This window comes from Rhizobium sp. BK529, assembly GCF_014194105.1.
Taxonomy (GTDB): domain Bacteria; phylum Pseudomonadota; class Alphaproteobacteria; order Rhizobiales; family Rhizobiaceae; genus Rhizobium.
In genome coordinates this window covers 392,244-413,894 of sequence record NZ_JACIAU010000002.1, presented here as the reverse complement: position 1 = coordinate 413,894, position 21,651 = coordinate 392,244, and the positions used below count along the sequence as shown (strand labels likewise).

Genomic DNA, 21,651 nt, shown 5'->3' with positions numbered 1-21,651 from the left:
AGTATCCGCATTAGCCCGTCCCTGCGACCACATCTGCGGTGTTCGGCATTCGACCCGATGCTCGAAATCTCGTTGAACAGCTTGCCGCCAGGCGGCCTCAGGTTCGGACCATCATGGCCGATATCCGGCAACGCATCCTGCGATCCGGCAGCAAGCAGAGTGCTGGGAATTGCGGTTCATTACGATGGGTCAATGCACGCCAATGCACCATGATCAGGATCCCGTCGAACGCCGACGTTTGCGAAGAGGCCGGAGCAATCATGCCGCAGCATATATTGATCATCGACGCTCATCCTGACGGCCATAAGCGCCATTTCTGCGGCGCACTGGCCGATGCCTATGCCAAGAGTGCTGCGGATGCCGGCTATATTCTGCGCCGGCTCGATATCTCGAAACTCGATTTTCCCGTTCTGCGCTCGCGGGAAGCCTTCGAGAGCCCCAGCCCGCCCGAAGGGCTGATCGCTGCGGCGGAGGCGGTGGCATGGGCATAACACATTGTCATCGTCTTTCCGCCCCGGCTCGGCACCATGCCGGCTCTGCTCAAAGCCTTTCTCGAACAGGTCATCCGCCCTGGCATCGCCTTCGAATATCTGGCAAACGGCGGAACGAAGATGCTGCTTTCCGGCTGTTCGGCCCGCATCATCGTAACCATGAGCATGCCGACGCTTGTCTATCGCGTCTGGTTCGGTACCCATGGCGTGAAGTGCCTGAGCCAAAGCATTCTGAATTTTGCCGGCATCCGCCCCGTGCGTTACAGTTTCTCCGGCCTCATCCAGCGGACGGATGACGCGAGGCGCAGGCGCTTTCTCACGGAAGTCGAAACGTTGGGGCGTAAGGGGATTTGAGGGAGGGATGCGAAGCGCGCGCGACAACCGGCGCGTCTTCGCTCCGCTGATCGGGCCCGTTTGACGAAAATCAAGGTGGGCTGAACCGACATGCCGCCCTTATGGGGCATGAATGAGGTGGTCAAATCCACCACGACCCGGCGGGCCTCTCGCAACCCGAGGCGGAGGCGCTGTTGCGCCTGCATGATCGCAACGAATTGCCGAAACCGACGGCGCCCGGCTTCCTCGTCGTCTTCGCTTACCAGTTCCTCAGTCCGCTGATCTAAATCCTCGTCTGCGCTGCAGTCGTATCCGCCTTTGTCAGCGGTGTGAAGGACGCGGTCTTCATCACCGTCGTTCTCGTCCTCAACGGCGTGATGGGCGCTTTCCAGGAATATTCGGCCGGCAAGGCAGCCGCTGTCCTGCGCGACCTCGAACAGCCGGTCGCACAGGTGATCCGCGATGGCGCGTAGCAGGCGGTTGCCGCAGCCGCGCTCGTGCCCGGCGATCTTGTCGTACTGGGGTCCGGTGGACGCGCGCCAGCCGATCTCAAGCTTCTTGCGACTTGCAATGTGGCGAATCCTAGTGACCGGCGAATCCGCACCGGTTCACAAATCGGCAAACGGCAACGGCGCCTCACAAGTCTTTGCCGCAAGCATGATCGTGCGCGGGCGCGGTCGAGGGCTCGTCACGGCGACTGGCTCGGCCACCGAGCTGGGCACCCCGAAAGAGCCGAAGGTGACGAGTTCCGCCGTCCGCCCCGAAAACCCTGCGAGCCGATCCTCGACGCTTTGATGCTGCGGCGCGTGCTGGTTTCGACCCTTGTCATGGGACTTGGCGGCTTTTCCGTCTTCTATTGGCTGCTGCAGAACGGCTATTCCGACGCAGCCGCGCGTAACCCGCTGCTCCTGCTCTTCGTGCTGTTCGAGAACGTCCAGACCTGCAACAGCCGCTCAGAGCGCCAATCGCTGTTCAAGCAGGGGTTCGGCGGCAATCTGCCGCTTCTCATGGCCGTGCTTGCTGCACAGGCGATCCATATTTTGGCCATGCACATGCCGATCCTCAGCGGCATCCTCCTTTTACAACCTGTTTCCTTCAACGAATGGATGGCGCTTCTGACATTGGCATGCATGCTCCTCGTCGTTTCGGAGACCGACAAGTGGTGGAACGCGCGCAGGACGAGATTGCAGGCTTCGCCACCCTAAATTGACGTCGGTCAATGTCGCAGTCTCTCGGCAAAGCAAGCTGTTCTGGCGATCCAGGGAGTATCGACATGGACAATTTCGCTGAATCCGGCACTGCATCCACTAGTCAGGAGGCAAGCACTCGGCGACCTTACTGGGCTCGGTCGCCTGAGGAGCTTTTCGAGGAGCTCAAGTCGCAATCCTCCGGACTGACATCGGCGGAAACGGGAGCACGGCTGCAGGTATACGGGACAAATACCGTCAATGCCGCAAGCGGTGCCGGTGCGTTCCGCACACTGCTCAAACAATTCGTCAGTCCCCTCGTCCTGATCCTGATCTTTGCCGCCGTGGTTGCTGCAGGTGTCGGGGAGATGCATGATGCACTGATCATCAGCTGCATCGTGCTTGCAAGCAGTCTGCTCGGCTTCACCCAGGAGTATGGAGCAAGTCGCGCCGTCGAATCTCTGCGAAAAAGCATATCGCTCTCGGCGAACGTATTGCGAAACGGCGCCGAAGAGGCGGTACCCGCCGAAGCGCTCGTGCCCGGCGACGTCATTCGTCTTTCGGCAGGCAGTCTCGTCCCGGCCGATGCGGTGATTCTGACCTCCCGCGATCTGAATGTCAGCGAGGCGGCGCTGACCGGCGAAACCTTTCCGGTCGCAAAGGCGCCTGGCATCTCGCCGCCGGACGCACCGATCGGCGCCCGTCTGAACTGCGTTTTCACCGGCACGTCCGTGCGCAGCGGCACGACGACGGCTCTTGTAACGGCTACCGGAAGCCGGACCGAATTTGCGGCGATTGCCGATGCGGTCACGCGCCAATTGCCGGAGACAGAATTCTCCCGCGGCATTCGCCGCTTCGGCTATTTGATGACACGGATCATGGTGGTGATCGTCCTCGTCGTTTTCGTTGCCAATCTCCTTCTGCAGCGGCCGCTGGTCGACTCGCTGCTGTTTTCGCTGGCGCTCGCCGTCGGCCTGACGCCGGAGCTGCTGCCGGCAATCATCAGTGTCACGCTGGCGCGAGGTGCCCGGGTGATGGCTAGGCAAGGCGTCATCATTCGCCGCCTGGAGGCGATGGAAAATCTCGGCAGTATGGACCTGCTTTGCACCGACAAGACAGGGACGCTGACGGAAGGAACAATCCAGCTCAGCGGGTGCGTCGACATTGACGGGGAGGCGTCCGGCCGGGTGCGGCTGCTCGCGTCCCTCAATGCCCGCCTGCAGACTGGCCTGAAAAACCCTCTCGACGATGCGATCCTTGCATCGGGTCATGCCACGGACGAGATGGCGCACTATCGCAAGGTAGACGAAATTCCCTACGACTTTGCCCGCAAGCGACTTTCCGTCGTCACTGAAGGGGAAGAAGGGACCGACCTCATCTGCAAGGGCGCCGTCACCAATGTCCTCGCCGCCTGCACATTGGCCAAGGCCGGCGCAATGACACGACCGCTTGACGCGCCGTTGCGCGACGCCATCGACAAACGGTACCAAAAATGGAGCGAGGACGGCATCCGGGTGATCGCCATCGCCACCCGCCGTTTCCCATCAAAAAAAACAGGGTTCGGTAAGAAGGACGAGGTCGGACTTTGCCTGGAGGGTTTCCTGTTGTTCCTCGATCCGCCAAAAGCTGGCGTTGAGGAGATTCTTACAGGCTTGAAGCGCCGCGGCATCCACATCAAGATCGTTTCCGGCGACAATCGTTACGTCGTCCGGCATCTGGCTGAGACCATCGGCCTGAAATCGACCCATCTCCTGACCGGGAGCGAAATCGCCACCATGAGCACTGATGCGCTTTTTGCCCGGGCGCAGAAGACCGATCTTTTCGTCGAGATCGATCCCAATCAGAAGGAGCGCATCATAAAGGCGCTGCGGCGCGCTCGCCATGTGGTCGGCTATCTCGGCGATGGCATCAATGATGCACCGGCGCTGCACGAGGCCGATGTCGGCATATCCGTCGACAGCGCCGTCGATGTCGCCCGCGAGGCGGCCGATATCGTGCTCTTGCGCCGTGACCTGGACGTGTTGGCGCGCGGTATTGACGACGGCAGACGTACTTTCGCCAATACCCTGAAATACATCTCGATCGCCACCAGTGCCAATTTCGGCAACATGACGAGCATGGCGGTCGCCTCTCTTTTCTTGCCCTTCCTGCCGCTGCTCGCCAAACAGATCCTGCTCAACAATCTTCTGGCCGACGTGCCCTCCATGGCAATTGCCACGGACCGCGTCGAACATGCCGACGTGCTGCGCCCGCAGCGATGGAATATTGCCGCTATCGAGCGCTTCATGCTCTGCTTCGGCCCGATCAGCTCGCTCTTCGATTTCCTGACCATCGGTTTTCTGATGCTCCTCATGAGGGCGACGACCGACGAGTTTCGCACCGGCTGGTTCGTGGAATCCTTGATCACGCAACTTGCAACCATGCTGATCGTGCGCACCGCTGCCGCAAGCTGGAAGAGCCGGCCAAGCCGGCTGCTCTTTGGCACGACGATATCCGTCGGCATTGTTGCCATTGCCCTGCCTTACCTGCCATTCGCCGGTGCTTTCGGGTTCGTACCCCTTCCGCCGCTCCTGCTCAGCGGCCTCATCGGCATTTCACTCGCCTTCGCCGTCATCCTCGAAATTGCCAAGCGCTTTTTCTTCCACCGGCGCAGCGACAAACAGGCCTCGGCGCGACGGGCCAGTGGCCATAGGTCACCGACAGCATGAAGCCGATCCCTGCAGGTATCCATTGCAGCCACTCAAAGATCAGCATTTGGATGGCTTGGAGAAGCTGGCTAGGCCCGCCATCCGCAAGGACGGAATCCTGATCTCGTGGCGTTGGGTGCCCGCCGCAATGCGCTGTTGACTGGCCTGTCGAAGACCACATCGTCACTCCTCTTCTGCTCAAGAGAAATCCGGCGGAGCGAATCCTAAAGACTGGTACTGGTATGAACAAGCCTCGAACAACGGCGGCCAAGCCCGAGATCGCCGGCCGCGCAGGACTGACAACGGTGTCATGGAAACCCGTCGCATCGACCGACAATCAAGCCTAGGCAATCCTCGTTCAGGTGGATTGCGCGGCACGCCTGTTCAATTCGCTTGACCGATCCCCTTTCTTGAACGTGATCTCGATCCCGAGCGCTTCATCGTCGAGTGGGCGTTGGAGGCTCCTCGCAGGGCTCCCTTGGAGAGCGCAATTCAAATCTCCGGTTGACGGACCGGGCCATTAAAAAAGCAGGAATTGTGTCAGGCCATTCGGCACGATTCGAGGAGCGCGTCGCTCAATCAGCACGAGTGTTGCGCGAACTGTTGCGGGAAGGCCGACGCCAGTTCCCTGTGGGCGCCCCGGTGCTCGGTCTTAGCATCACCGCAAGCCAAGTGCTCATCAATACACTCGGCCAAATCGGATGCGCTTTGCGCGCAAGTTATCGGAAGACGGTTGCTGGCGCGCGGCCAAGGAAGCGTTAGGCCCGGCCGAGGCCAAGGGCGAGGAGGGAAAGATTGCGGTAATCGGCCCGGCACAAGACCCGCAACTCATGTGCACACGGCGAGCGCTACTATTGCTCAACGGAGCGATCGTCGGAACGGCACTTTCGCAGTTTCATACGCGGTGCAGGCAACAAGTATTGCCAGTTTGCCCACAACGTCGGCCGATTTGTGTCGGCGGCGCAGAGGGTGCTAGGTCAACCCTGCAAAAGAGGGTCTCGCCGCGATAATTAAGCGAATGTGAACGACTTTCTGACCCAGAGACCATTACTTCTTGATTTAGCTCAAGGCGAGGCATTTGCACCGGATCATCATCATGTTTCCGTTTGATGGTGCTTTGGACCGAGCTATGCCTAGAAGAGAGACCAACCGGCTGGGCGGGCCATCCGCCTATGCGATCCCGTCCTTGAATGAAGTTGACGGGAGATTGCTTGTTACTCGCGTTGTGGCAGCCGTGTCGCTTGAGAGGCTTCTCAGGCAATATGACGCACGGCGCCGGGCTCTTTATCTGGCAGCGCTGCGACGAGCAATCGAAAGAAAAGCTAGACACGCAAAGTTCACAGATGCTGAAGCCGCGGCGACATCGAAATACGCTGATTGTCTCCTGGAGGAAACGATTGCGCGGACCAGCAGAAACTCTTCCACCGGCGACAACCGCTAATGGGGTAACAGGGACGTCGGGTTAGATGCAGATCTTCGGTTAGAGCATCAAGGGCGAACATCCAGCTGATCGATTGCCGAGAAATATAAGGTGATTTAGATGAACGTTGAACGAATGTCCTACCAAGAGTGTATCGCCCTCGTAAAACGGCAATGGCTTGCACGTCTCGCCTGTTCGGACGACAACATCCCGTATGTCATCCCCGTCCAGTATTCCTACTTTGACGACAGGCTTTATGTTTTCACTCTGCCGGGTAAGAAGCTGGAGATCATGAGACGTAACCCTAATGTCTGCCTTGAGGTCGATCAACTGAAAAGCAGGCATTCCTGGAGTAGCGTCGTTATCGACTCGCGTTTCACAGATCTCAGCGGGGAGGCGTCAAGTGAAGAAAAGGATCGAGCGTGGGCATTGCTTTCAAAGCGCAGCGATTGGTGGCAGCCGGGCGCCCTGAAACCAGGCGGCAAGTCTGCAGGCGACAACCCGAATACGCACATCTTCTTCGCGCTGGAAATTATTGATCTGAGCGGACGAAAGGCTCAAGGCTAGCGTGTCAACCTGGCGCAAATGGCAAAGCAGTGATCATATGGAGTTCAGCCGTGTCGAAAGCAAAGAGTCCCAGATCTACTCAGCTCACAGAGGTGAAAGAGCCATCAACCGTAGAAATTCTTGGTCAGCTCCTGATCCTTGAGACAGTGGCAGCGAGCGCAACGACCAGACTGCTGCGCTTCCACGACAGCGATGAAAAGCCACAACTGATCCGTCAAATTCTCGACGAAATCGACGACAATTGCCGCAGGAAAGGGCTTCGTCTTCGCGATGTATTGGACGCGCAAGAGTTTGCCAAGAACTTAATTTGCGACGCCCAAGCCGAAGCAGATCGTCTCGACAGTATAAAACACGCGCACCTCAAGCGCAGCCAACATTAGAATTATCAAAAGGTTAAGCCAAAGCGAATAGGTCCCATGACAGAGCCCGCTGTTGTAAAGGAGCGGCGAGACGGTCGGCGTCACCCATAAAGCACGACGAAAGGCGGAGCTCAGCACTTTCGGATTGGCAGTCTCAGAAGGTCGCGTCGAACCGCGCCGCGATTTGAAAGACATCCATCAGAAGCGTTTGCGATCCCCGGATGGACAGCATGCCGCTACGGCTGCAATACGCGATGGTAATCTCACCCACACCGCATTTCGTTTCATTCTCGGAGGCAAAGTTCTATCACGGCGCCGGTTGGGATGCGGTCTGGCAACAGACTGTCGTTCTCGGGATGATCGGCATGCTTTTCTTCATGATAGCTCTTGTTCCGGTTCCGCCGCGCGCTGACTGATGCCCGAAAGGTGCCACTGCGCAGATAAAAGATCGCCGGCCGACACGGATTTGGCGGCCGACTTGCTCTAGGTCAATGTTCTGGCCGCCCGGCGCGTCATCATCCCTACCAAGTTCAACTGAAGGGGTGAAGATCATGACGGGCAAGATGATGAAGGCGGCGGTCGTGCGCGAATTCGGTCGGCCGCTGGCGATCGAGTGCGTGCCGGTGCCGGTTCCCGGTCCAGGCGAAATCCTGGTGAAGGTCGTGGCCTGCGGCGTCTGCCACACGGACCTGCACGCGGCGGACGGTGACTGGCCGGTGAAGCCCAAACCGCCGTTTATTCCCGGACACGAAGCTGCCGGTATCGTCGCAGCGCTTGGTCCCGGCGTCACTGAATTCAAGGAAGGCGATCCCGTCGGCGTCGCATGGCTGCATGACGCCTGCCTTCGGTGTGAATACTGCGAGACCGGATGGGAGACCCTTTGCGAGCATCAGCATAACACCGGTTACAGCTGCAACGGCGGCTTTGCCGAATATGTGATCGCATCCGCGGCCTTCGCTGCCCGACTGCCGAACAGAACTGATTTTGCGGAGATTGCACCAATTCTCTGCGCAGGCGTGACGACCTACAAAGGCTTGAGAGAAACAGAGGCACGTCCAGGCGAATGGGTGGCTGTGTCGGGGGTTGGCGGCCTCGGTCACGTCGCGATCCAGTATGCAAAGGCTATGGGATTTAAGGTTGTCGCCCTCGACATTTCGGCTGCCAAGCTCGATCTTGCTCGCCAGGTCGGCGCCGATCTCGCGCTCAACGCTTTGGCCGAAGAGACGGTCGAAAAGGTTGTGAAGACCACAAGCGGCGGAGCACACGGCGTCCTGGTCACGGCCGTTTCGCCGCCCGCCTTTTCACAAGCGTTGCGCCTGGTTCGGAGAAAGGGCACCATAAGTCTTGTCGGCCTGCCGCCGGGCGATTTTGCAACGCCGATATTCGAGGTCGTGCTGAAGCGGATCACAGTGCGCGGCTCCATCGTCGGAACTCGTCGGGATCTGGACGAGGCGCTTGCCTTCGCAGCCGACGGCAGGGTGCGAGCCGACATCAGGAAAGCACCGCTTGATGACATCAACACCATCTTCGCTGCTCTGAAAGAGGGGGCAATCGAGGGCCGAATGGTTCTCGACATTGGCGGCGCAGCCCCGGCAGAGACGAAGCGACGGGATGAAGGCGCTACCGTTTGACCCAGGCCGCGGGGACTTGCCACATCTTGTCTAAAGGAGACAAGCCGATGAATGTTCGATCCGTCATGACCTCCGCGCCAATCATGGTTGCGCCCTCTACCTCGGTTCTGGACGCCGCGAAGCTCATGCTGGACAACCGCATCAGCGGCCTTCCGGTAGTTGATGAGAAGGGCGGGGTCGTCGGCGTCGTCAGCGACGGGGATTTCCTGCGCCGCGGCGAACTCGAGACTGAGCGCAGCCGCCCCTGGCTGCTCGACTGGCTGACAAGCCCCCGTAAATTGGCCGATGAATATGTTCATGCGCACGGTCGGTGCATTGAAGAGGTCATGTCGTCAACCCCCGTGACGATTCCGCCGGAGGCTACAATTTCCGACGCCGTTTCATTGATGGAAAAGCACGATATCAAAAGGCTCCCTGTGATCTCGGGCGGCCATCTTGTCGGGATCCTGTCCCGTTCGGATTTGTTGCGGGCGCTTTCGCAGTTGCTGCCGAAGACATTCGTCGACTTCGGCGATACGGAACTTCAGGCGGCCGTCGAGGCGGCTCTCTCAAGTCGGAGCTGGACCGCCAATGGCTTCATCCGCTGTCACGTGAAGGACGGGGTTGCGCAATTGTCTGGTACGATTTTCGATGAGCGCGAACGCCTCGCAGCCAAGGTTCTTATCGAGAATATCAAAGGCATCAAATGGTCGACGTTTTGTCGTGGATCGAGCCGCACCTCGGGATGTTATTCCTCCGCCTGGCCGTCGATCCGAAGATACGTGAGGTGATCACGATGACAGGCGCCGAAATGGAGACTGCGTAGCCGGCGGCATCAAAACGGACGCGCGCTTACGAGAGCAACGAGCGATCGCGCGTACCGCCTCTTTTTCTCCGACAGCTTGCAGTGCCGGTCGGAACGAGGAGGCGCAGAAGGTTCGGCACCGCAACCCCGAAGCGGCATTCGTCCTAGCGCAGGCCCATTCTTCCCGGAGGAACTATTGCGACGGCTCCTATTAATCATTCTGTTTTTGATGACGGCCAGTGTGCTCGGTATCCTCTGGGTCAAGAACTTCGTCGACCGAACCCGGCCGCCAGCGCTACACGTGTCGCGCTTGGAAATGGAAGATCGACGAAACCGGGGCTCAATCCATCACTTCGCAACGAATGGCTGCTTGGACAATGCCTCGTAACCTCTTCGGTTTCGTGTTTCTCATCGGCCGCCGACACCAGCTTGCGTTGGCTGGGCTCTCGGCATTGCTGTTTCTTGCTGGAACCGCGCCACTGGAAATCCAGCGGCGTGTCATCAACGCCGCGACAGAGGGAGCCAGGTTCGAAACGATCACGCTTCTTGTCGTCTCCTATCTCGGCATCGTACTGCTTGAAGGAATGACCAAGCTCGGTCTCAACCTTTATCGCGGCTGGATAGGTGAGGTGGCAATTCGATGGCTGCGTATGTCGGTGCTCTTGGCCTCGGAGGGGTCGCGTCAGCTTCGCGCAGACGCGCTCGCCGAAGGGGTGCAGCTTTCGATCGTTCTTGCCGAAGCTGAACCGGTCGGCGGTTTCGTCGGCACAAGCATTTCGGAACCATTGCTGCAGACAGGGATTCTCGCAGCGGTCGGTGGCTACATGATCTTCCTCCAGCCCCCGATGGCGCTTGCCGTGGCCGCCGTCTTCCTGCCGCAGGTTGGCTTTGTGCCTCTCATGCAGTCGGCAATCAACCGGTTGGTCGCAAACAAGATCACAGTCATGCGGCATGTCAGCGAGGGGATGATCGAACATGTTTCAACCCCTGCGATCGAGGATCAAGCCGAGCGCGTGCAGTCGTTGTTTTCCACCAATATGAATATCTACATGTTCAAGTTCGCGATGAACTTTCTGATGAATTTGATGACGCAATTTGGCTATGCGGGGATTTTTGCTCTCGGCAGCTATTACGTGATCACCGGAAAGACCGAGGTGGGCACCATCGTCGCCTTCGTCTCAGGCCTTTCGAAGATAACCGATCCCTGGGGCGCTTTGGTGGACTGGTATCGCGACCTCAAAGTTACACAGGTCAAGTATGCAATGATCCGCGACGCCAGCGACAAGATTGAAGCGTCGCAGGATGCCGCATGAAGCCGGCCGGCTGACTTTAGCCGTCGGCCGGCAACATGCGTCCGTTTACCCGCAGATTGTCCTGCCATGCCAGCGCCTCCTCGATCAGATGCGGAGTATGACCGCCCCGAAGCATCGCGCGTCTGAGGTAGTCCGCCAAGACGTCCCGGTATTTTGGATGAACGCAGTTGTCGATAACGACCCGTGCCCTTTCCCGCGGTGCGAGGCCCCTGATGTCGGCAAGACCGATTTCGGTGACAAGAACATCGACATCGTGCTCGGTGTGATCGACATGACTGACCATCGGCACGACGCGCGATATCGCGCCACCCTTGGCAAGCGACTTCGTTACGAAGATCGACATGTAGGCGTTACGAGCGAAGTCACCCGATCCGCCTATGCCGTTCATTATATGCGTGCCGCCGACGTGGGTTGAGTTCACGTTGCCGTAGATGTCGAACTCCAAAGCAGTATTGATGGCGATGATCCCGAGCCGGCGAATGACTTCCGGATGATTACTGATCTCCTGTGGGCGGAGTATGAGGCGAGATTTGTACTTCTCAATATCGTCGAGAACCCGCCGGTGCTTGTCCGTCGACAGCGTCATGGACGATCCGGAGGCGAAATTCAGCCTGCCGGCGTCCATAAGGTCGAATGTCGAGTCCTGGAGGACCTCGGAATACATGGTGAGATCATGAAACGGCGAGTTCGCGAAACCTTGCAGCACCGCATTTGCGATCGTGCCGATGCCTGCCTGGAGGGGCAAAAGCCTCTCTGTCAGCCGACCCCGCCGCACCTCGTTTGTCAGGAACTCGGTGAGATGTCCGGCGATGGCATTTGTGTCCGCATCAGCCGGTTCCACTGCAGAGGGGCTGTCGCTGTTTTCCGTCGCCACGATCGCAGCAATCTTCTCGGGAGGGATGGGAATGAAAGGCGAGCCGATCCTGCTTTCGGGAGCGACGACCGGAATAGCTTCTCGGGTCGGCCTCTTGGTGGGAATGTATATATCGTGGAGCCCTTCGAGGGCTTCCGGCTGCGACAGGTTGATCTCGACGATCACCTTCGGCGCAAGGATGGCGAAGCTCGCGGAGTTGCCGACCGATGTCGTTGGAACGATGCAGCCGTTTTCCGTAATGGCTGTCGCCTCGACGACCGCGACATCGACGGGCGGTAGCTGACCGCTGCGCAGGAACTCGACGGTTTCCGACAGGTGCTGGTCGATGAACATGACCTCACCGGTATTGATCGCTTTGCGCATGACGGGGTCCGATTGGAATGGCATCCTGCGCGCGACTGCATGTGCCTCGACCAACGTCTTGTCGAGATTGTTGCCGAGCGAGGCGCCGGTAATCAGGGTGATCTTCAACGGATCACGTCGTGCGCGCTCGGCCAATGCCAAGGGGACAGCCTTTGCTTCCCCCGCGCGCGTGAAGCCACTCATCCCCACGGTCATGCCGTCATGAATTAAGGCCGCGGCGTCATCGGCATTCACGATCCGGTCCCAGAGCTCAGGGTTCCGAAGTCGATCTTTGAACATGTATGTACCTTCAGTGCGATAGGAAGACGGGAAGAAGAACGTTCGTCAGCACCGATTTCGTCGCTCCACCGAGCACGAATTCGCGCAGCCGCGAGTGGCCGAACCCACCCATCACGAGGAGATCGGCACGTAGCTCGAACGCCTTTGCCTGCAGTACGTCTCCGACCGGTTGGCCGTCAGCCCGGGCGTGTATTATCTCCGCTTTGACGCCGCTTCTGTGCATGTTTTCAACGAGATGATTTCCGGTCTCGTCGTCAACGGCCTTCTCGTCGGTTACGCAGACAAGATAGACTTTCGAGGCGTACTCGATAAAAGGCTCGGCATCGTGTACCGCGCTGGCAGCAGAGGCGCTGCCGTCCCACGCGACGGCCACGCTGTCCATTCTACCATTGAAACTCTGACGAGGATAAAGCATGAGCGGCCGGCCGGATTCAAACAGGACGGCCTCAACGACTGCACGGTGCAAGCCGGCTGCTTCGAGCAGAACGAGGTCGTAGGCGCGTGCGGCTTCTGCAAGCATGCCGGGGACGAATGGTTCGCCGACCCTCATCTTCCTCGTCCGGATTTCCACGGAGGCGGCCTTTGCTTCGTCGATCGCCTTCTGCACCAGAAACGCGCCTCGCTGCCGGCTCAACGCTTCAGCCTCCTGCGCCAGTTTGACAGGATCCAGGATCAGCGAGCCAAGCGCCGCTGAAACATGCGGGATCACAATCTCAACGACAGAGGTCGTCAAGCTAGCATTCATATGCCGTGCGAGGGACACGGCGTTGGCTATCATGAACTCCAATGTGGGGTCCGGATAGGTGAGAAGTGGCAGGAAGATATGTCTTTGCATCGAGTGTCGCGGCCTTGTCTTACTCGTTCCATTTTCAACGAAGATGTCACTTTCCCATTCTCGTGCATTGACTTGCCGCAAACGAGCGCCAGAGCGCCATGTGTCGTCGGGCACAGGCGCGACAGCGACGTTGCGACTATCCTTACCGGGATTATTGCATGGCTTAGCTTGCAATATCGGGGAAAGACCGAAATTGGCGCATCAATGCGCTCGCGTTTCACCCGCAGACCGCTCGCTGGCCGGAAAGCATTCTATGACTGGCTCGCCAGGACGATCACGATCGACGGCATCCAGAAGATCGAGCGCGATACCGAGTTCGACAATGAAAGTTATCGCCGCAGCGGCATCCGCCTCTACTACCCGAGACAACCGGAACGAAATCGGACCTCAAGGAGGGCGTGTTACCCGAAGCCGGATTCGACACTGTGGCGCCCAATATCAACAAGAATATCAACTCGTGGGCTTTCGATTACGCGTCATCGCGCGTCGAGCTGATCGATAATCGCGCGCTAGCCGTGCCCTGCTACGAGTCCGCTACACACTTGTCGAGAAGCTCCAGGCCATTTCCACCAAATATCGCAAGCAGCAGGAAACTGGACAGTTCCCGGCCAATTTTCTCCGGCATTACTACGACGTCTACTGCCTGCTCGACCAACCGGACGTGCGAGCTTTTATCGGCACGAAGTCGTATATTGCGCACAAGCAGAAGCGCTTCCCGAAGGCTGACAATCAGGACATTAACAGTAATCCCGCGTTCAGTCTTTCCGACCCCGAGACGTTCCGGCTCTACGAACGCTCATATGAGCGGACTTCGGCGCTCTATTTTCATGGCAGGCCCAGCCTGAAGGCGATCCTTGTCCGCATCATTTCCTACGCAGATCGTCTTTGACGACTCCGTTGAAAGACAATGTGCTTCACGATGGTCTTTTGGCGTCGACTGGCAGCGGCGCCACACGGCCGACTCCGGCCAGGCCTTCATGATCCCAACCATTGAGCCTGGACCTGACATCGCGCCTTACCATGATCGTCATCCTCCGACTGGTATCTTTTACTACCCAAGCGCGGATATTTCCAAACCAGTCGGGGAGTTTCAACTATTAGCAATTCCAAATGTTCCTGGACTGCATGCATCAGGGTTAATTTTTCGGTAACTCCCGTCGGCGTGTTTTCGATGCATGGCAGGTAGGCATCAACGAGCCGCACCTGTCTTCCTTCCTGGGCGAGGTGAGCCTGCGGCGCCTGCAAATCACCAATGGTTCGGTCGACGTCGCCATCAGCCGGTCGGGTCGCCATGTTGTGCTCGACGTTATTGATCGGCGAAGCAATGTTCGGATGCTCACGACAGCGTAGGCGAAGCAGCGTGCGAAAGGAAATCCCGGATATGGACGCTCAGGCCTCTGAGCCGATCGCGTCGGCGGTCACGCGAGCTCCGGCTGTCTTGGCGGCAATTGCCAAGGTCAAGCGACGGTAGTGCGCCATCTGCCCGGCCACCCAGGTCGCGAACTGAAGGAGGGTATCGTCGGGCATGAGCGCCAGTTCGCCACCTGCAGAAACGCAGTACCAGCCTTTCTCCGCCGCCTCGTCGAGGATGTTGCTGATATGCTGGCGCGATACGTCGAAGCGCTCGGCAAGCGCCCGATAGGATAGGCCTCCGGAGGCCTTGCGGATTGCGGCCGGCTGGCGCAACGCCTCCACCATGACGGCACAAAGGACGAGATGACCTGCATCTCTTTCGCTGTGTCGCACGATGATCGGAAAAGGACCAAACAGATCGTCCTTTCGCGCATAACGTTCGGCAGAGAGAGCTAGCCAGAACGCAAGCAGATTTTCATCCATGCCCAGGTCTTGCGGCCGGATCGGAACCTGGGGCGCGCATAATTCGGAAGCTGTCAGAATGGCGAGCGGTGAATGGGCGATCTCGCGCATCAATAACAGGCTGGGCTTGAGGATTTGCGTGCGACGGTCCGTTTCGAGCGACGTCGCAATAATAAGGCCGCGGTCACGCAATCCGGTGATGAAGTCGGAAATCTGGCGCGGGCTGCCCGGGGCCGACCGCTGGAGAAGGGCAAGCGCTGGTGCCGGGCCGCGTCCTTCGAGCCATTGCACATAAAGACAAATCAGTACGAAGCAGACGAGATAGCGTTGCTTCCGAGCAAACAGCTTGTTGGCCGGCAATAGTCTTGGCACTCGGGCCGTCACTGCCTCGCAATAGGACACGAGCGCGCTCGCATAGGATGGCTGCTGCATCAAGGCCGCCGCCTCGACCCACAGACTGTCCGCTGCGAACTCATCTACTCCGGCAAAGAGGCCTGTCTCGTTCAAGTTCATTCGTCTGCTCACATAATACATGCAATGTTTTGACTCTGCCGCACAACGGGACGCTTTATACAGCTTTTGCGATCAAATTTTCGGTAAAGCTGATTCTGATGAAAACACACGGCCGTTTTTCATTCCATTCCGTCACTGCCGGTACGGCCGTTGTCACCTTCTTTCTCTCAGCGGTTGCTGCCCGAGCCGATTCCTCGCTCAATTCTTATGTTGAGATCAGCAATGGCTCCGAGCTGGGAACGGATCAGGTCGACATGTCGACAGGGGGATGGATCAGGTCCGTGGCGGCCGGAACCGTCGATCTCGTTCCGGAAATCGATATCTTGAGCGGTGCCACGGTGCGTTTCTCCGCCATCCCCGGAAGCAACCTCAATCTAGACCTGTTTTGGCTCCGCGGGGGCGCGGAAGTTCATTTCGGCGGCGGCGCCGACAGCGGCACCGTCACGCTTGCAGATATATTCTTTTCCGACGGAGACAAAGACGTTTTTGTCGATTCCGGTACATTGGTGGTTCCAGGCCAAGGCCAAGGCGCGATTTTACGGTCCAGCGCGATAACCGTCGCATCCGGCGCAACCATCGATCTGGGGACACACAGCGATTGGATCGCCTCCCTTGCCGGCAACGGCACGATCCGTCTCAGCAACGCTGATCTGGAGATTCGGGACTTCACCTTCAATGGCACGATCGACGGCGCAAACCGCGTGATCTTCAGCCGGGGCGGAGATTGGCAGGGCAGGTTTGTCGATGTCGGCGGCGTCGTGCTATCGGCCAATCGGACGCTCAACATTCTCGATGCGGGTACCGCTGCAAATCTCTCCGCGCTGGATTCGGTTCAGCTCTCATCCGGCTCGGTCCTCGACTTGAGGACCTATGACGCGTCGCTCAACAGCCTCTACGGCGCTGGGTTCATCGGCACTACGGGAACGCTTTCGATCGGATCGGGCGACTATTCCGGCGCGATCGTTGCGAGCGGCGGGCTGACCATTGCCGGCGATTTTCGGTGGTCGGGACAGTCACAGGGAGCTTTGTCAATCAACGTCCTCTCGGGCGCGACCCTGACTGCGGACGGCGGCAACGTGTTCGCAGGCTCGGCCGACATCCGCCTCGACGGCGCGCTCGGCATAAATGCCAGCGAAGCTGTAGACGCGTTGACCGGCAGCGGCACCGTCGAGGTCGCCAGCAATGCCGTTCTGTCAGTCGGCGCCGGTGACAGTTCCGCGACCTTTAACGGCGAAATATCTGGTGATGGCGGTCTGACCAAAGCCGGCACCGGCACCTTCACTCTGGCCAACCGCCAGTCCTACACGGGCGCGACGACCGTATCGGCAGGTGAATTGCAATTGATGGCCGCCAACGCGCTTTCCGCCTCATCTCAGCTTGAGATACGCACCGGCGCGCAAGTGAACATGGCCGGTTTCAATCAGGCTGTCGCCAGCCTCTCGGGTAACGGTAACGTCCTGCTCGGCAGCGCGAGCCTATCGGTCGGCAGTTCCGGCGCAAGCGGATCATTCAGCGGCGTCCTATCCGGGAGCGGGTCGATCACGAAACTGGGTGCGGGCACTGTCGGTCTTTTTGGCAACAACAGTTTCTCGGGCGCAATGAATGTGCTCGGAGGAACGCTTTCCATCTCGTCCTCCGCCTCTCTCGGCGACGGGAGCGCCACCAACATCCTGACCCTCGATGGCGCGACGCTGCAAACATTCGGTACCGTGGCCTCTCCCGCAGCCAGAGGCGTTGTCATCGGAAGCGCCGGTGGAACGATCGATACGAGCGGTAATACGGTGACATTTGCCGGGACAGTCTCCGGGACGGGCCGTCTGACGAAGACCGGGGCAGGCACGCTCACGCTTTCGGGCAACAACACGCGTTCCGGCGACATCGAAATCGCACAGGGGCGGCTGGCGGTGCAGAATGGCAATGCCTTGGCCGACGACGCCCGCGTGAACCTTGCAGATCGTGCCGGCTCCGGGCTCGATGTCGCCGCCTCAGAAACAATAGGCTCTCTTTCCGGCGCCGGGTCTTCCGGAGGAAATGTCAATTTTTCCAATGGCGCGATCTTGACCGTCGGCGGCGACGACAGCTCTTCCATTTTTGGCGGCTCTATCACCGGAGACGGTGGTCTCGTCAAGACCGGGACGGGCCTGTTTCGGCTGAACGGCAGCAGCAGCTACGCCGGGGACACCGACGTGCTCGGCGGAACGCTTTCCGTCAACGGCAGCCTGAGTGGCGCCGTCAACATCGCGTCCGGAGCAAGGCTTCAAGGCACGGGAACTGTCGGGGCCACGTCGCTTGCTGCAGACAGCGTTCTTGCTCCCGGCAATTCGATCGGGACTTTGACCGTCGCAGGCGATCTGACCTTGGATCCGAGCAGCCTCTTCGAAATTGAAATCGGTAGCACTGGTCTCAGCGACAGCGTCGTCGTCAGCGGCACCGCGTTCCTGAAGGGTGCCAGCATGCAGACGATCCTGTGGGATCCGGCAGTCAGCTACGTCAACGGCCAGTCCTACAAGATCCTGTCGGCCGGTACCGTCTCAGGCGCGTTCGGGAATTTGGAGATCGATTCGGCATTTCTGAAGTCTTTCCTCAGCTATTCGGCCACTGACGTCACATTGACTCTTCGCACTGCTCTTAGCCCTGGCTCCCTGTTTCCGAGTGCGGCGCTGACGGAAAATCAGCAGCAATCCGCCTTGGGCCTCGACTTTCTCGATCAGACGAGCGGCTCAAGCAGCCTCGCGCTCTACAACGCCATCCTCTACACCGACAGGGGCGAAGCACGATACGCTTTCGACCAGCTTTCGGGTGAAATCCACGCCTCGCTTCAAAGCAGCCTTTTTGGCGAGGCGGACGACGTTCGCAATGCCGTTTACGACCGGCTGGACGAGGTGTTTGGAAACAGTGCCAGAGTGTGGACAACCGCCTACGGCAATTTTTCCGAGATGGGATCGGATGGAAACGCCTCCAGTACAACGAGCGCGCGGGGCGGGATGCTTTATGGTGCAGATTGGATGATCGACGATATGTCGGCAGGAATCTTTGCCGGTTTCGGACAATCCTCTTTCCGCATATCCGACCTCGGCTCGACCGCGAACATCGACAGCGTCCACCTTGGCGTCTACGCCGTCCATAAAATCGGCAATCTGCAGGTGAAGCTTGGTGCGTCGAACAGCTGGCATGATATCGAAACGCGCCGGAATATTGCCTTTGACGGTTTTTCCGATACGCAAGAGGCGAGCTACCACGGCAACACGGCACAGGTCTTCTCGGAGGCATCCTATGATTTCGCGGTCCCCCATGATCTGACGCTTTCGCCTTTTGGGAGGCTCGATCTTGCGATCGGCCGACGCGACAGCTTCCGGGAAACAGGCGGGGCGGCGTCGCTTTATGGTGACGGCGCACTGGAAGACATCTTTGCAACCACGATCGGCCTGCGGGCTGAGCGACAGGCAATGATCGCTGGCAAGCCCGCGACCGCCGGTCTTGGCGTCGCCTGGAGAACGATCATCGACCAGGACGTGCCGCGCTCCGATCTGACATTCGAAAACGGCGGCAGCTTTACGATAAAAGGACTGCGTGACATTGAAAACACGGTCTTGGCGGGCGGGTCAGTGGCGCTTCAGCTAGCAAATCAAGCAACCCTGTCCGTGTCCTACCGCGGAGAATTCGGCGATGGTCTCAACCGCCACAGCGCCAGCGCAGCGCTGAAGCTGCAGTTCTAAACGATCGCAGCATGCTCGATCGCAAGGGCGATCCGAAAGGACGGCCGGTTTCCTGACCGGCGAGGACAATCGCGCTTGGTCATTGGATCAGGCTCGACAAGGGGCCGCGGCGCATGCTCGTGCGCTTGATCTGACCCCTCGTGACGGGCAAATATGCTCGAGTTTCAGAGCATTTGATCGCCTACTTCACGACGGTGGCGCCCGATTACGATCTACCCGGGAGTGACCATCGCACGGACTCAGTATGTCTCGTTCGGCAGTGGTTGCTCGCCGACATTGAGCGGCAACAATATCTCAGCGATCAGGTTTCGAATCCAACGATGGGCGGGGTTGCCAGTCGCGCGCTTGTGCCACGCGCCGACAATGAGTGCCGGCGGAAGCGGCATGGGCGGGATATAAAGGGAGAGCCCGAAAAGATCGGCCAAACGTTCGGCCATTTGACGAGGGACGAGTGCAATATGATCGCTCTCGCTCACAGCTCGGCAGACGCCGAAGAAAACGGGAACCGTCATGACGACCTTCCGGGATCGTCCGATCTTGGCCAGTGCTGCATCACCCATGGCTTTTGTTTTTCCTTCGGGCGAGAAGAGGATGTGTCCGAGGGCGCAAAACAGGTCGATCGGCAAGGCTGCGCCAGCCTCTATTCCGGCTGCTTCGATCGCGGCGTTTCCTCTGCGGGCAATCGTTGTGAAGGACGATCGGAATAGCGGACGTCGGTCGATCCAGTCTGGAAATTCTGCATCAGGGATGAGAACCATGTCGGCTTCATACCGTTCAAGCGAGTCGATATAGCTGTTTGGCACGAGGTCGACCAATTGCACCCGAACACCCGGTGCACGCTGATGAATCTCTCGTGCCAGCCGCGGCATCAGCATCTCCGCAAAGAAATCGCTGCCTGCCAGCTTGAAGGTGAGGTTGGCGCTAACAGGATCGAAAGAGGTGCCGCTCAACAGCGCCTCCACCCTGTCCAGCGTCTCGCGAAGAGGCAGGGCCAAACCTCTTGCGTAATCCGTCGGGCGCAAACCTTGGCCATGACGGACGAACAACTGATCATCGAGCGCATGACGCAGCCTGGAAAGTGCGCCGGAAACCGCTGACTGGGACATTCCCAGTTTCTCACCCGCCTTCACTGTCGAGCCTTCTCGCAACAGTGCGTCGAGCACACGCAGAAGATTGAGATCAAAGGTCACGAAATTCATTTCACCGATAGCTTCTATATCATCAAACGATTTTTTTGAATAATGGACGTGATGGTAGAAACTACAAGACGAAAGCGCTTTCGTTTCATTCTCACAAGGAGGAAACGATGATTGACCTACTTCAATGCCCAGACACGATTGAATGGCTGGGAGTTACCTATCGAACTATTCTCACAGCTGCAGCAACTGGCGGGGCGATGTCGATCGTCGACAGCCTCTCGCCCCTTGGAAGCGGACCGCCACGTCACATCCATGAGCGAGAGGACGAAACCTTCGTTCTTCTTTCGGGCTTGTGCGAATTCTGGTTGGAAGGCGAGACTGTTACCAAAAAGGCGGGCGAAACGGTCTTTGTACCGAGGGGAGTGGAGCACACCTTCAGGGTTATCGGTGACAGGCCCTCGCGGCACCTTGTCATCCTTACGCCGGGTGGCTTCGAAGGCTTTTTCGCTGAAATGGCCGAAGCCCAGTTCCAGATCCCCCGGGATATGGATCGCATCGCAGAATCTGCCGGCAGGCACCGCCTTCGATTCACTGGACCGCCGCTTGGCGTAGCCTAGTCAGTGCGGCTGGGGGCTCGATCGCCCCCTGCCTAATCGAGAAAAAGCGAAGCGAGCCGATATGGTATTGTCCACCGGCCGAATGAAGCTGCCGACGGACCATTTCACTACCTCTCGTTTCAGCTCTGCCTATCCATCGCGGCTAAGGAAAGGCTCAGTAATCATCTCACAGCAAGTCTCTGCAGAAGCTCGGCTACTTCGCCTTGTTCAAAAAGCACGAAGGCTCCGCCGTCTCGCAGATATCGACGCTTTGCACGTCCAAGCCCCGAACCGTCGAGGTTTGTTTCCTCGGCAGCAGCATGGCGGATGAGCGGCGCCGGGCCAAACGGCGAGGTCATCCGCAAGGCAGGCATCACGACGATCGTTTTGAAGGGCGGTGACGTCATCGAGCAGAGACTACCCGCCCCGCCTTTCCTGCCATTGGAACGGGTCTGAAAGGCTCGCACAGGCTTTGCCTGGATCGAGGCTATCGGACATGTCGCCGAACTGGTGCGGCGACCGCCGATCCAGCTGTCATCGTGAGCGCAATGCCGCCTTTCACTTTTTCCCTGTGATAGAGCCGGTAGCGATCCGTCGGCATGCCATTTTCGGAGTAGGCCGGCTCATGAGCGGTGACATGACGCGGTTTTTCAGCGTCAGATGCTTGAGTTGAAACGACTGCAGAAGGGGGTCTTTGGAGGACATGTCCGCACTCGTGCTTGGGTAGGAGTGGCAATCGAACCACATTC

At 58.7% G+C, this 21,651-nt stretch carries 19 protein-coding genes and 3 pseudogenes; 17 read left to right on the top strand and 5 right to left on the bottom strand.

Features of this window, described 5'->3' with window-relative positions:
- Positions 1-113 precede the first annotated feature (113 nt).
- From FHX08_RS18995 to FHX08_RS18955, 12 genes and pseudogenes are all read left to right on the top strand, one after another.
- Positions 114-845 (top strand): annotated as a pseudogene (locus FHX08_RS18995) (NAD(P)H-dependent oxidoreductase).
- Positions 846-1,018: 173 nt separating this feature from the next.
- On the top strand, positions 1,019-1,111 hold the full coding sequence (locus tag FHX08_RS31530; RefSeq protein WP_245508305.1) for a hypothetical protein: 93 nt from the start codon (positions 1,019-1,021) through the stop codon (positions 1,109-1,111).
- A gap of 42 nt (positions 1,112-1,153) precedes the next feature.
- A complete protein-coding gene (locus FHX08_RS31525; RefSeq protein WP_245508304.1) occupies positions 1,154-1,297 on the top strand; it encodes a hypothetical protein in 144 nt (47 codons plus the stop codon).
- A gap of 112 nt (positions 1,298-1,409) precedes the next feature.
- A complete protein-coding gene (locus tag FHX08_RS31520) occupies positions 1,410-1,619 on the top strand; it encodes a hypothetical protein (RefSeq protein WP_245508322.1) in 210 nt (69 codons plus the stop codon).
- Complete coding sequence (locus FHX08_RS31515; RefSeq protein ID WP_245508321.1) at positions 1,604-2,029, top strand: cation transporting ATPase C-terminal domain-containing protein; 426 nt, start codon at positions 1,604-1,606, stop codon at positions 2,027-2,029. Before FHX08_RS31520 ends, FHX08_RS31515 begins: the two co-directional genes overlap by 16 nt.
- A gap of 68 nt (positions 2,030-2,097) precedes the next feature.
- Positions 2,098-4,719 (top strand): magnesium-translocating P-type ATPase, encoded by a 2,622-nt coding sequence (gene mgtA, locus FHX08_RS18985; protein WP_132655042.1) that lies wholly within the window; start codon positions 2,098-2,100, stop codon positions 4,717-4,719.
- Between the two features lie 1,519 nt (positions 4,720-6,238).
- Complete coding sequence (locus FHX08_RS18980) at positions 6,239-6,685, top strand: pyridoxamine 5'-phosphate oxidase family protein (protein ID WP_132655040.1); 447 nt, start codon at positions 6,239-6,241, stop codon at positions 6,683-6,685.
- Positions 6,686-6,735: 50 nt separating this feature from the next.
- Positions 6,736-7,065 carry a hypothetical protein gene (locus FHX08_RS18975; protein ID WP_132655038.1) on the top strand — a complete coding sequence of 110 codons (330 nt, stop codon included), beginning with the start codon at positions 6,736-6,738 and terminating at the stop codon, positions 7,063-7,065.
- A gap of 209 nt (positions 7,066-7,274) precedes the next feature.
- Positions 7,275-7,460 (top strand): hypothetical protein, encoded by a 186-nt coding sequence (locus tag FHX08_RS18970; RefSeq protein WP_132655036.1) that lies wholly within the window; start codon positions 7,275-7,277, stop codon positions 7,458-7,460.
- A gap of 135 nt (positions 7,461-7,595) precedes the next feature.
- A complete protein-coding gene (adhP, locus tag FHX08_RS18965) occupies positions 7,596-8,675 on the top strand; it encodes an alcohol dehydrogenase AdhP (protein ID WP_184327556.1) in 1,080 nt (359 codons plus the stop codon).
- Entirely contained in the window at positions 8,672-9,445 is a 774-nt protein-coding gene (locus FHX08_RS18960) for a CBS domain-containing protein (RefSeq protein WP_312862157.1), read from the top strand. The genes adhP and FHX08_RS18960 overlap by 4 nt, the downstream gene beginning before the upstream one ends.
- A 391-nt stretch (positions 9,446-9,836) precedes the next feature.
- Positions 9,837-10,772, top strand: coding sequence for an ABC transporter ATP-binding protein (locus tag FHX08_RS18955; RefSeq protein WP_132655032.1), 936 nt, complete (start codon positions 9,837-9,839; stop codon positions 10,770-10,772).
- A 16-nt stretch (positions 10,773-10,788) separates the two neighbouring features.
- Here FHX08_RS18955 and FHX08_RS18950 read toward each other — a convergent pair whose 3' ends face one another.
- Positions 10,789-12,288 (bottom strand): acetyl-CoA hydrolase/transferase family protein, encoded by a 1,500-nt coding sequence (locus FHX08_RS18950; RefSeq protein ID WP_132655030.1) that lies wholly within the window; start codon positions 12,286-12,288, stop codon positions 10,789-10,791.
- Positions 12,289-12,298: 10 nt separating this feature from the next.
- The gene (locus FHX08_RS31950) at positions 12,299-12,895 is read right to left on the bottom strand and encodes a universal stress protein (RefSeq protein WP_312862156.1); all 597 of its coding nucleotides are present in this window, start codon (positions 12,893-12,895) and stop codon (positions 12,299-12,301) included.
- 748 nt (positions 12,896-13,643) lie between these two features.
- Between FHX08_RS31950 and FHX08_RS32080 the strand changes: the two genes are divergently transcribed.
- Both FHX08_RS32080 and FHX08_RS32075 read left to right on the top strand, forming a co-directional pair.
- Complete coding sequence (locus tag FHX08_RS32080; RefSeq protein WP_207896881.1) at positions 13,644-14,012, top strand: nucleotidyl transferase AbiEii/AbiGii toxin family protein; 369 nt, start codon at positions 13,644-13,646, stop codon at positions 14,010-14,012.
- A 58-nt stretch (positions 14,013-14,070) separates the two neighbouring features.
- Positions 14,071-14,151: pseudogene (locus FHX08_RS32075) on the top strand (SOS response-associated peptidase); the annotation flags it as partial.
- Positions 14,152-14,512: 361 nt separating this feature from the next.
- Here FHX08_RS32075 and FHX08_RS18930 read toward each other — a convergent pair.
- Positions 14,513-15,451 carry a MarR family transcriptional regulator gene (locus FHX08_RS18930; RefSeq protein ID WP_165911924.1) on the bottom strand — a complete coding sequence of 313 codons (939 nt, stop codon included), beginning with the start codon at positions 15,449-15,451 and terminating at the stop codon, positions 14,513-14,515.
- A 98-nt stretch (positions 15,452-15,549) separates the two neighbouring features.
- Here FHX08_RS18930 and FHX08_RS18925 point away from each other — a divergent pair, with 98 nt between their 5' ends.
- Positions 15,550-19,167, top strand: coding sequence for an autotransporter domain-containing protein (locus FHX08_RS18925; protein ID WP_165911923.1), 3,618 nt, complete (start codon positions 15,550-15,552; stop codon positions 19,165-19,167).
- Between the two features lie 239 nt (positions 19,168-19,406).
- On the opposite strand, the gene FHX08_RS18920 is transcribed toward FHX08_RS18925, so the two are convergent.
- Positions 19,407-20,366, bottom strand: coding sequence for a LysR family transcriptional regulator (locus FHX08_RS18920; RefSeq protein ID WP_132655022.1), 960 nt, complete (start codon positions 20,364-20,366; stop codon positions 19,407-19,409).
- A gap of 107 nt (positions 20,367-20,473) precedes the next feature.
- Between FHX08_RS18920 and FHX08_RS18915 the strand changes: the two genes are divergently transcribed.
- The gene (locus FHX08_RS18915; RefSeq protein WP_132655020.1) at positions 20,474-20,923 is read left to right on the top strand and encodes a cupin domain-containing protein; all 450 of its coding nucleotides are present in this window, start codon (positions 20,474-20,476) and stop codon (positions 20,921-20,923) included.
- Positions 20,924-21,229: 306 nt separating this feature from the next.
- Positions 21,230-21,358: a hypothetical protein gene (locus FHX08_RS31875; RefSeq protein ID WP_281026869.1), complete on the top strand. Its 129-nt coding sequence runs from the start codon at positions 21,230-21,232 to the stop codon at positions 21,356-21,358.
- Positions 21,359-21,413: 55 nt separating this feature from the next.
- On the opposite strand, the pseudogene FHX08_RS32070 reads toward FHX08_RS31875, so the two are convergent.
- Positions 21,414-21,607, bottom strand: a pseudogene (locus FHX08_RS32070) (hypothetical protein); the annotation flags it as partial.
- Positions 21,608-21,651: the final 44 nt, after the last annotated feature.

What these genes read in the sequence shown, in the direction of transcription:
- mgtA (WP_132655042.1), top strand. Translation starts at nt 2,098, where the DNA reads ATGGACAATTTCGCTGAATCCGGCACTGCATCCACTAGTCAGGAGGCA.
- FHX08_RS18980 (WP_132655040.1), top strand. Translation starts at nt 6,239, where the DNA reads ATGAACGTTGAACGAATGTCCTACCAAGAGTGTATCGCCCTCGTAAAA.
- FHX08_RS18970 (WP_132655036.1), top strand. Translation starts at nt 7,275, where the DNA reads ATGCCGCTACGGCTGCAATACGCGATGGTAATCTCACCCACACCGCAT.
- adhP (WP_184327556.1), top strand. Translation starts at nt 7,596, where the DNA reads ATGACGGGCAAGATGATGAAGGCGGCGGTCGTGCGCGAATTCGGTCGG.
- FHX08_RS18955 (WP_132655032.1), top strand. Translation starts at nt 9,837, where the DNA reads ATGCCTCGTAACCTCTTCGGTTTCGTGTTTCTCATCGGCCGCCGACAC.
- FHX08_RS18950 (WP_132655030.1), bottom strand. Translation starts at nt 12,288, where the DNA reads ATGTTCAAAGATCGACTTCGGAACCCTGAGCTCTGGGACCGGATCGTG.
- FHX08_RS18930 (WP_165911924.1), bottom strand. Translation starts at nt 15,451, where the DNA reads ATGAACTTGAACGAGACAGGCCTCTTTGCCGGAGTAGATGAGTTCGCA.
- FHX08_RS18925 (WP_165911923.1), top strand. Translation starts at nt 15,550, where the DNA reads ATGAAAACACACGGCCGTTTTTCATTCCATTCCGTCACTGCCGGTACG.
- FHX08_RS18920 (WP_132655022.1), bottom strand. Translation starts at nt 20,366, where the DNA reads ATGAATTTCGTGACCTTTGATCTCAATCTTCTGCGTGTGCTCGACGCA.
- FHX08_RS18915 (WP_132655020.1), top strand. Translation starts at nt 20,474, where the DNA reads ATGATTGACCTACTTCAATGCCCAGACACGATTGAATGGCTGGGAGTT.
- FHX08_RS31875 (WP_281026869.1), top strand. Translation starts at nt 21,230, where the DNA reads ATGAGCGGCGCCGGGCCAAACGGCGAGGTCATCCGCAAGGCAGGCATC.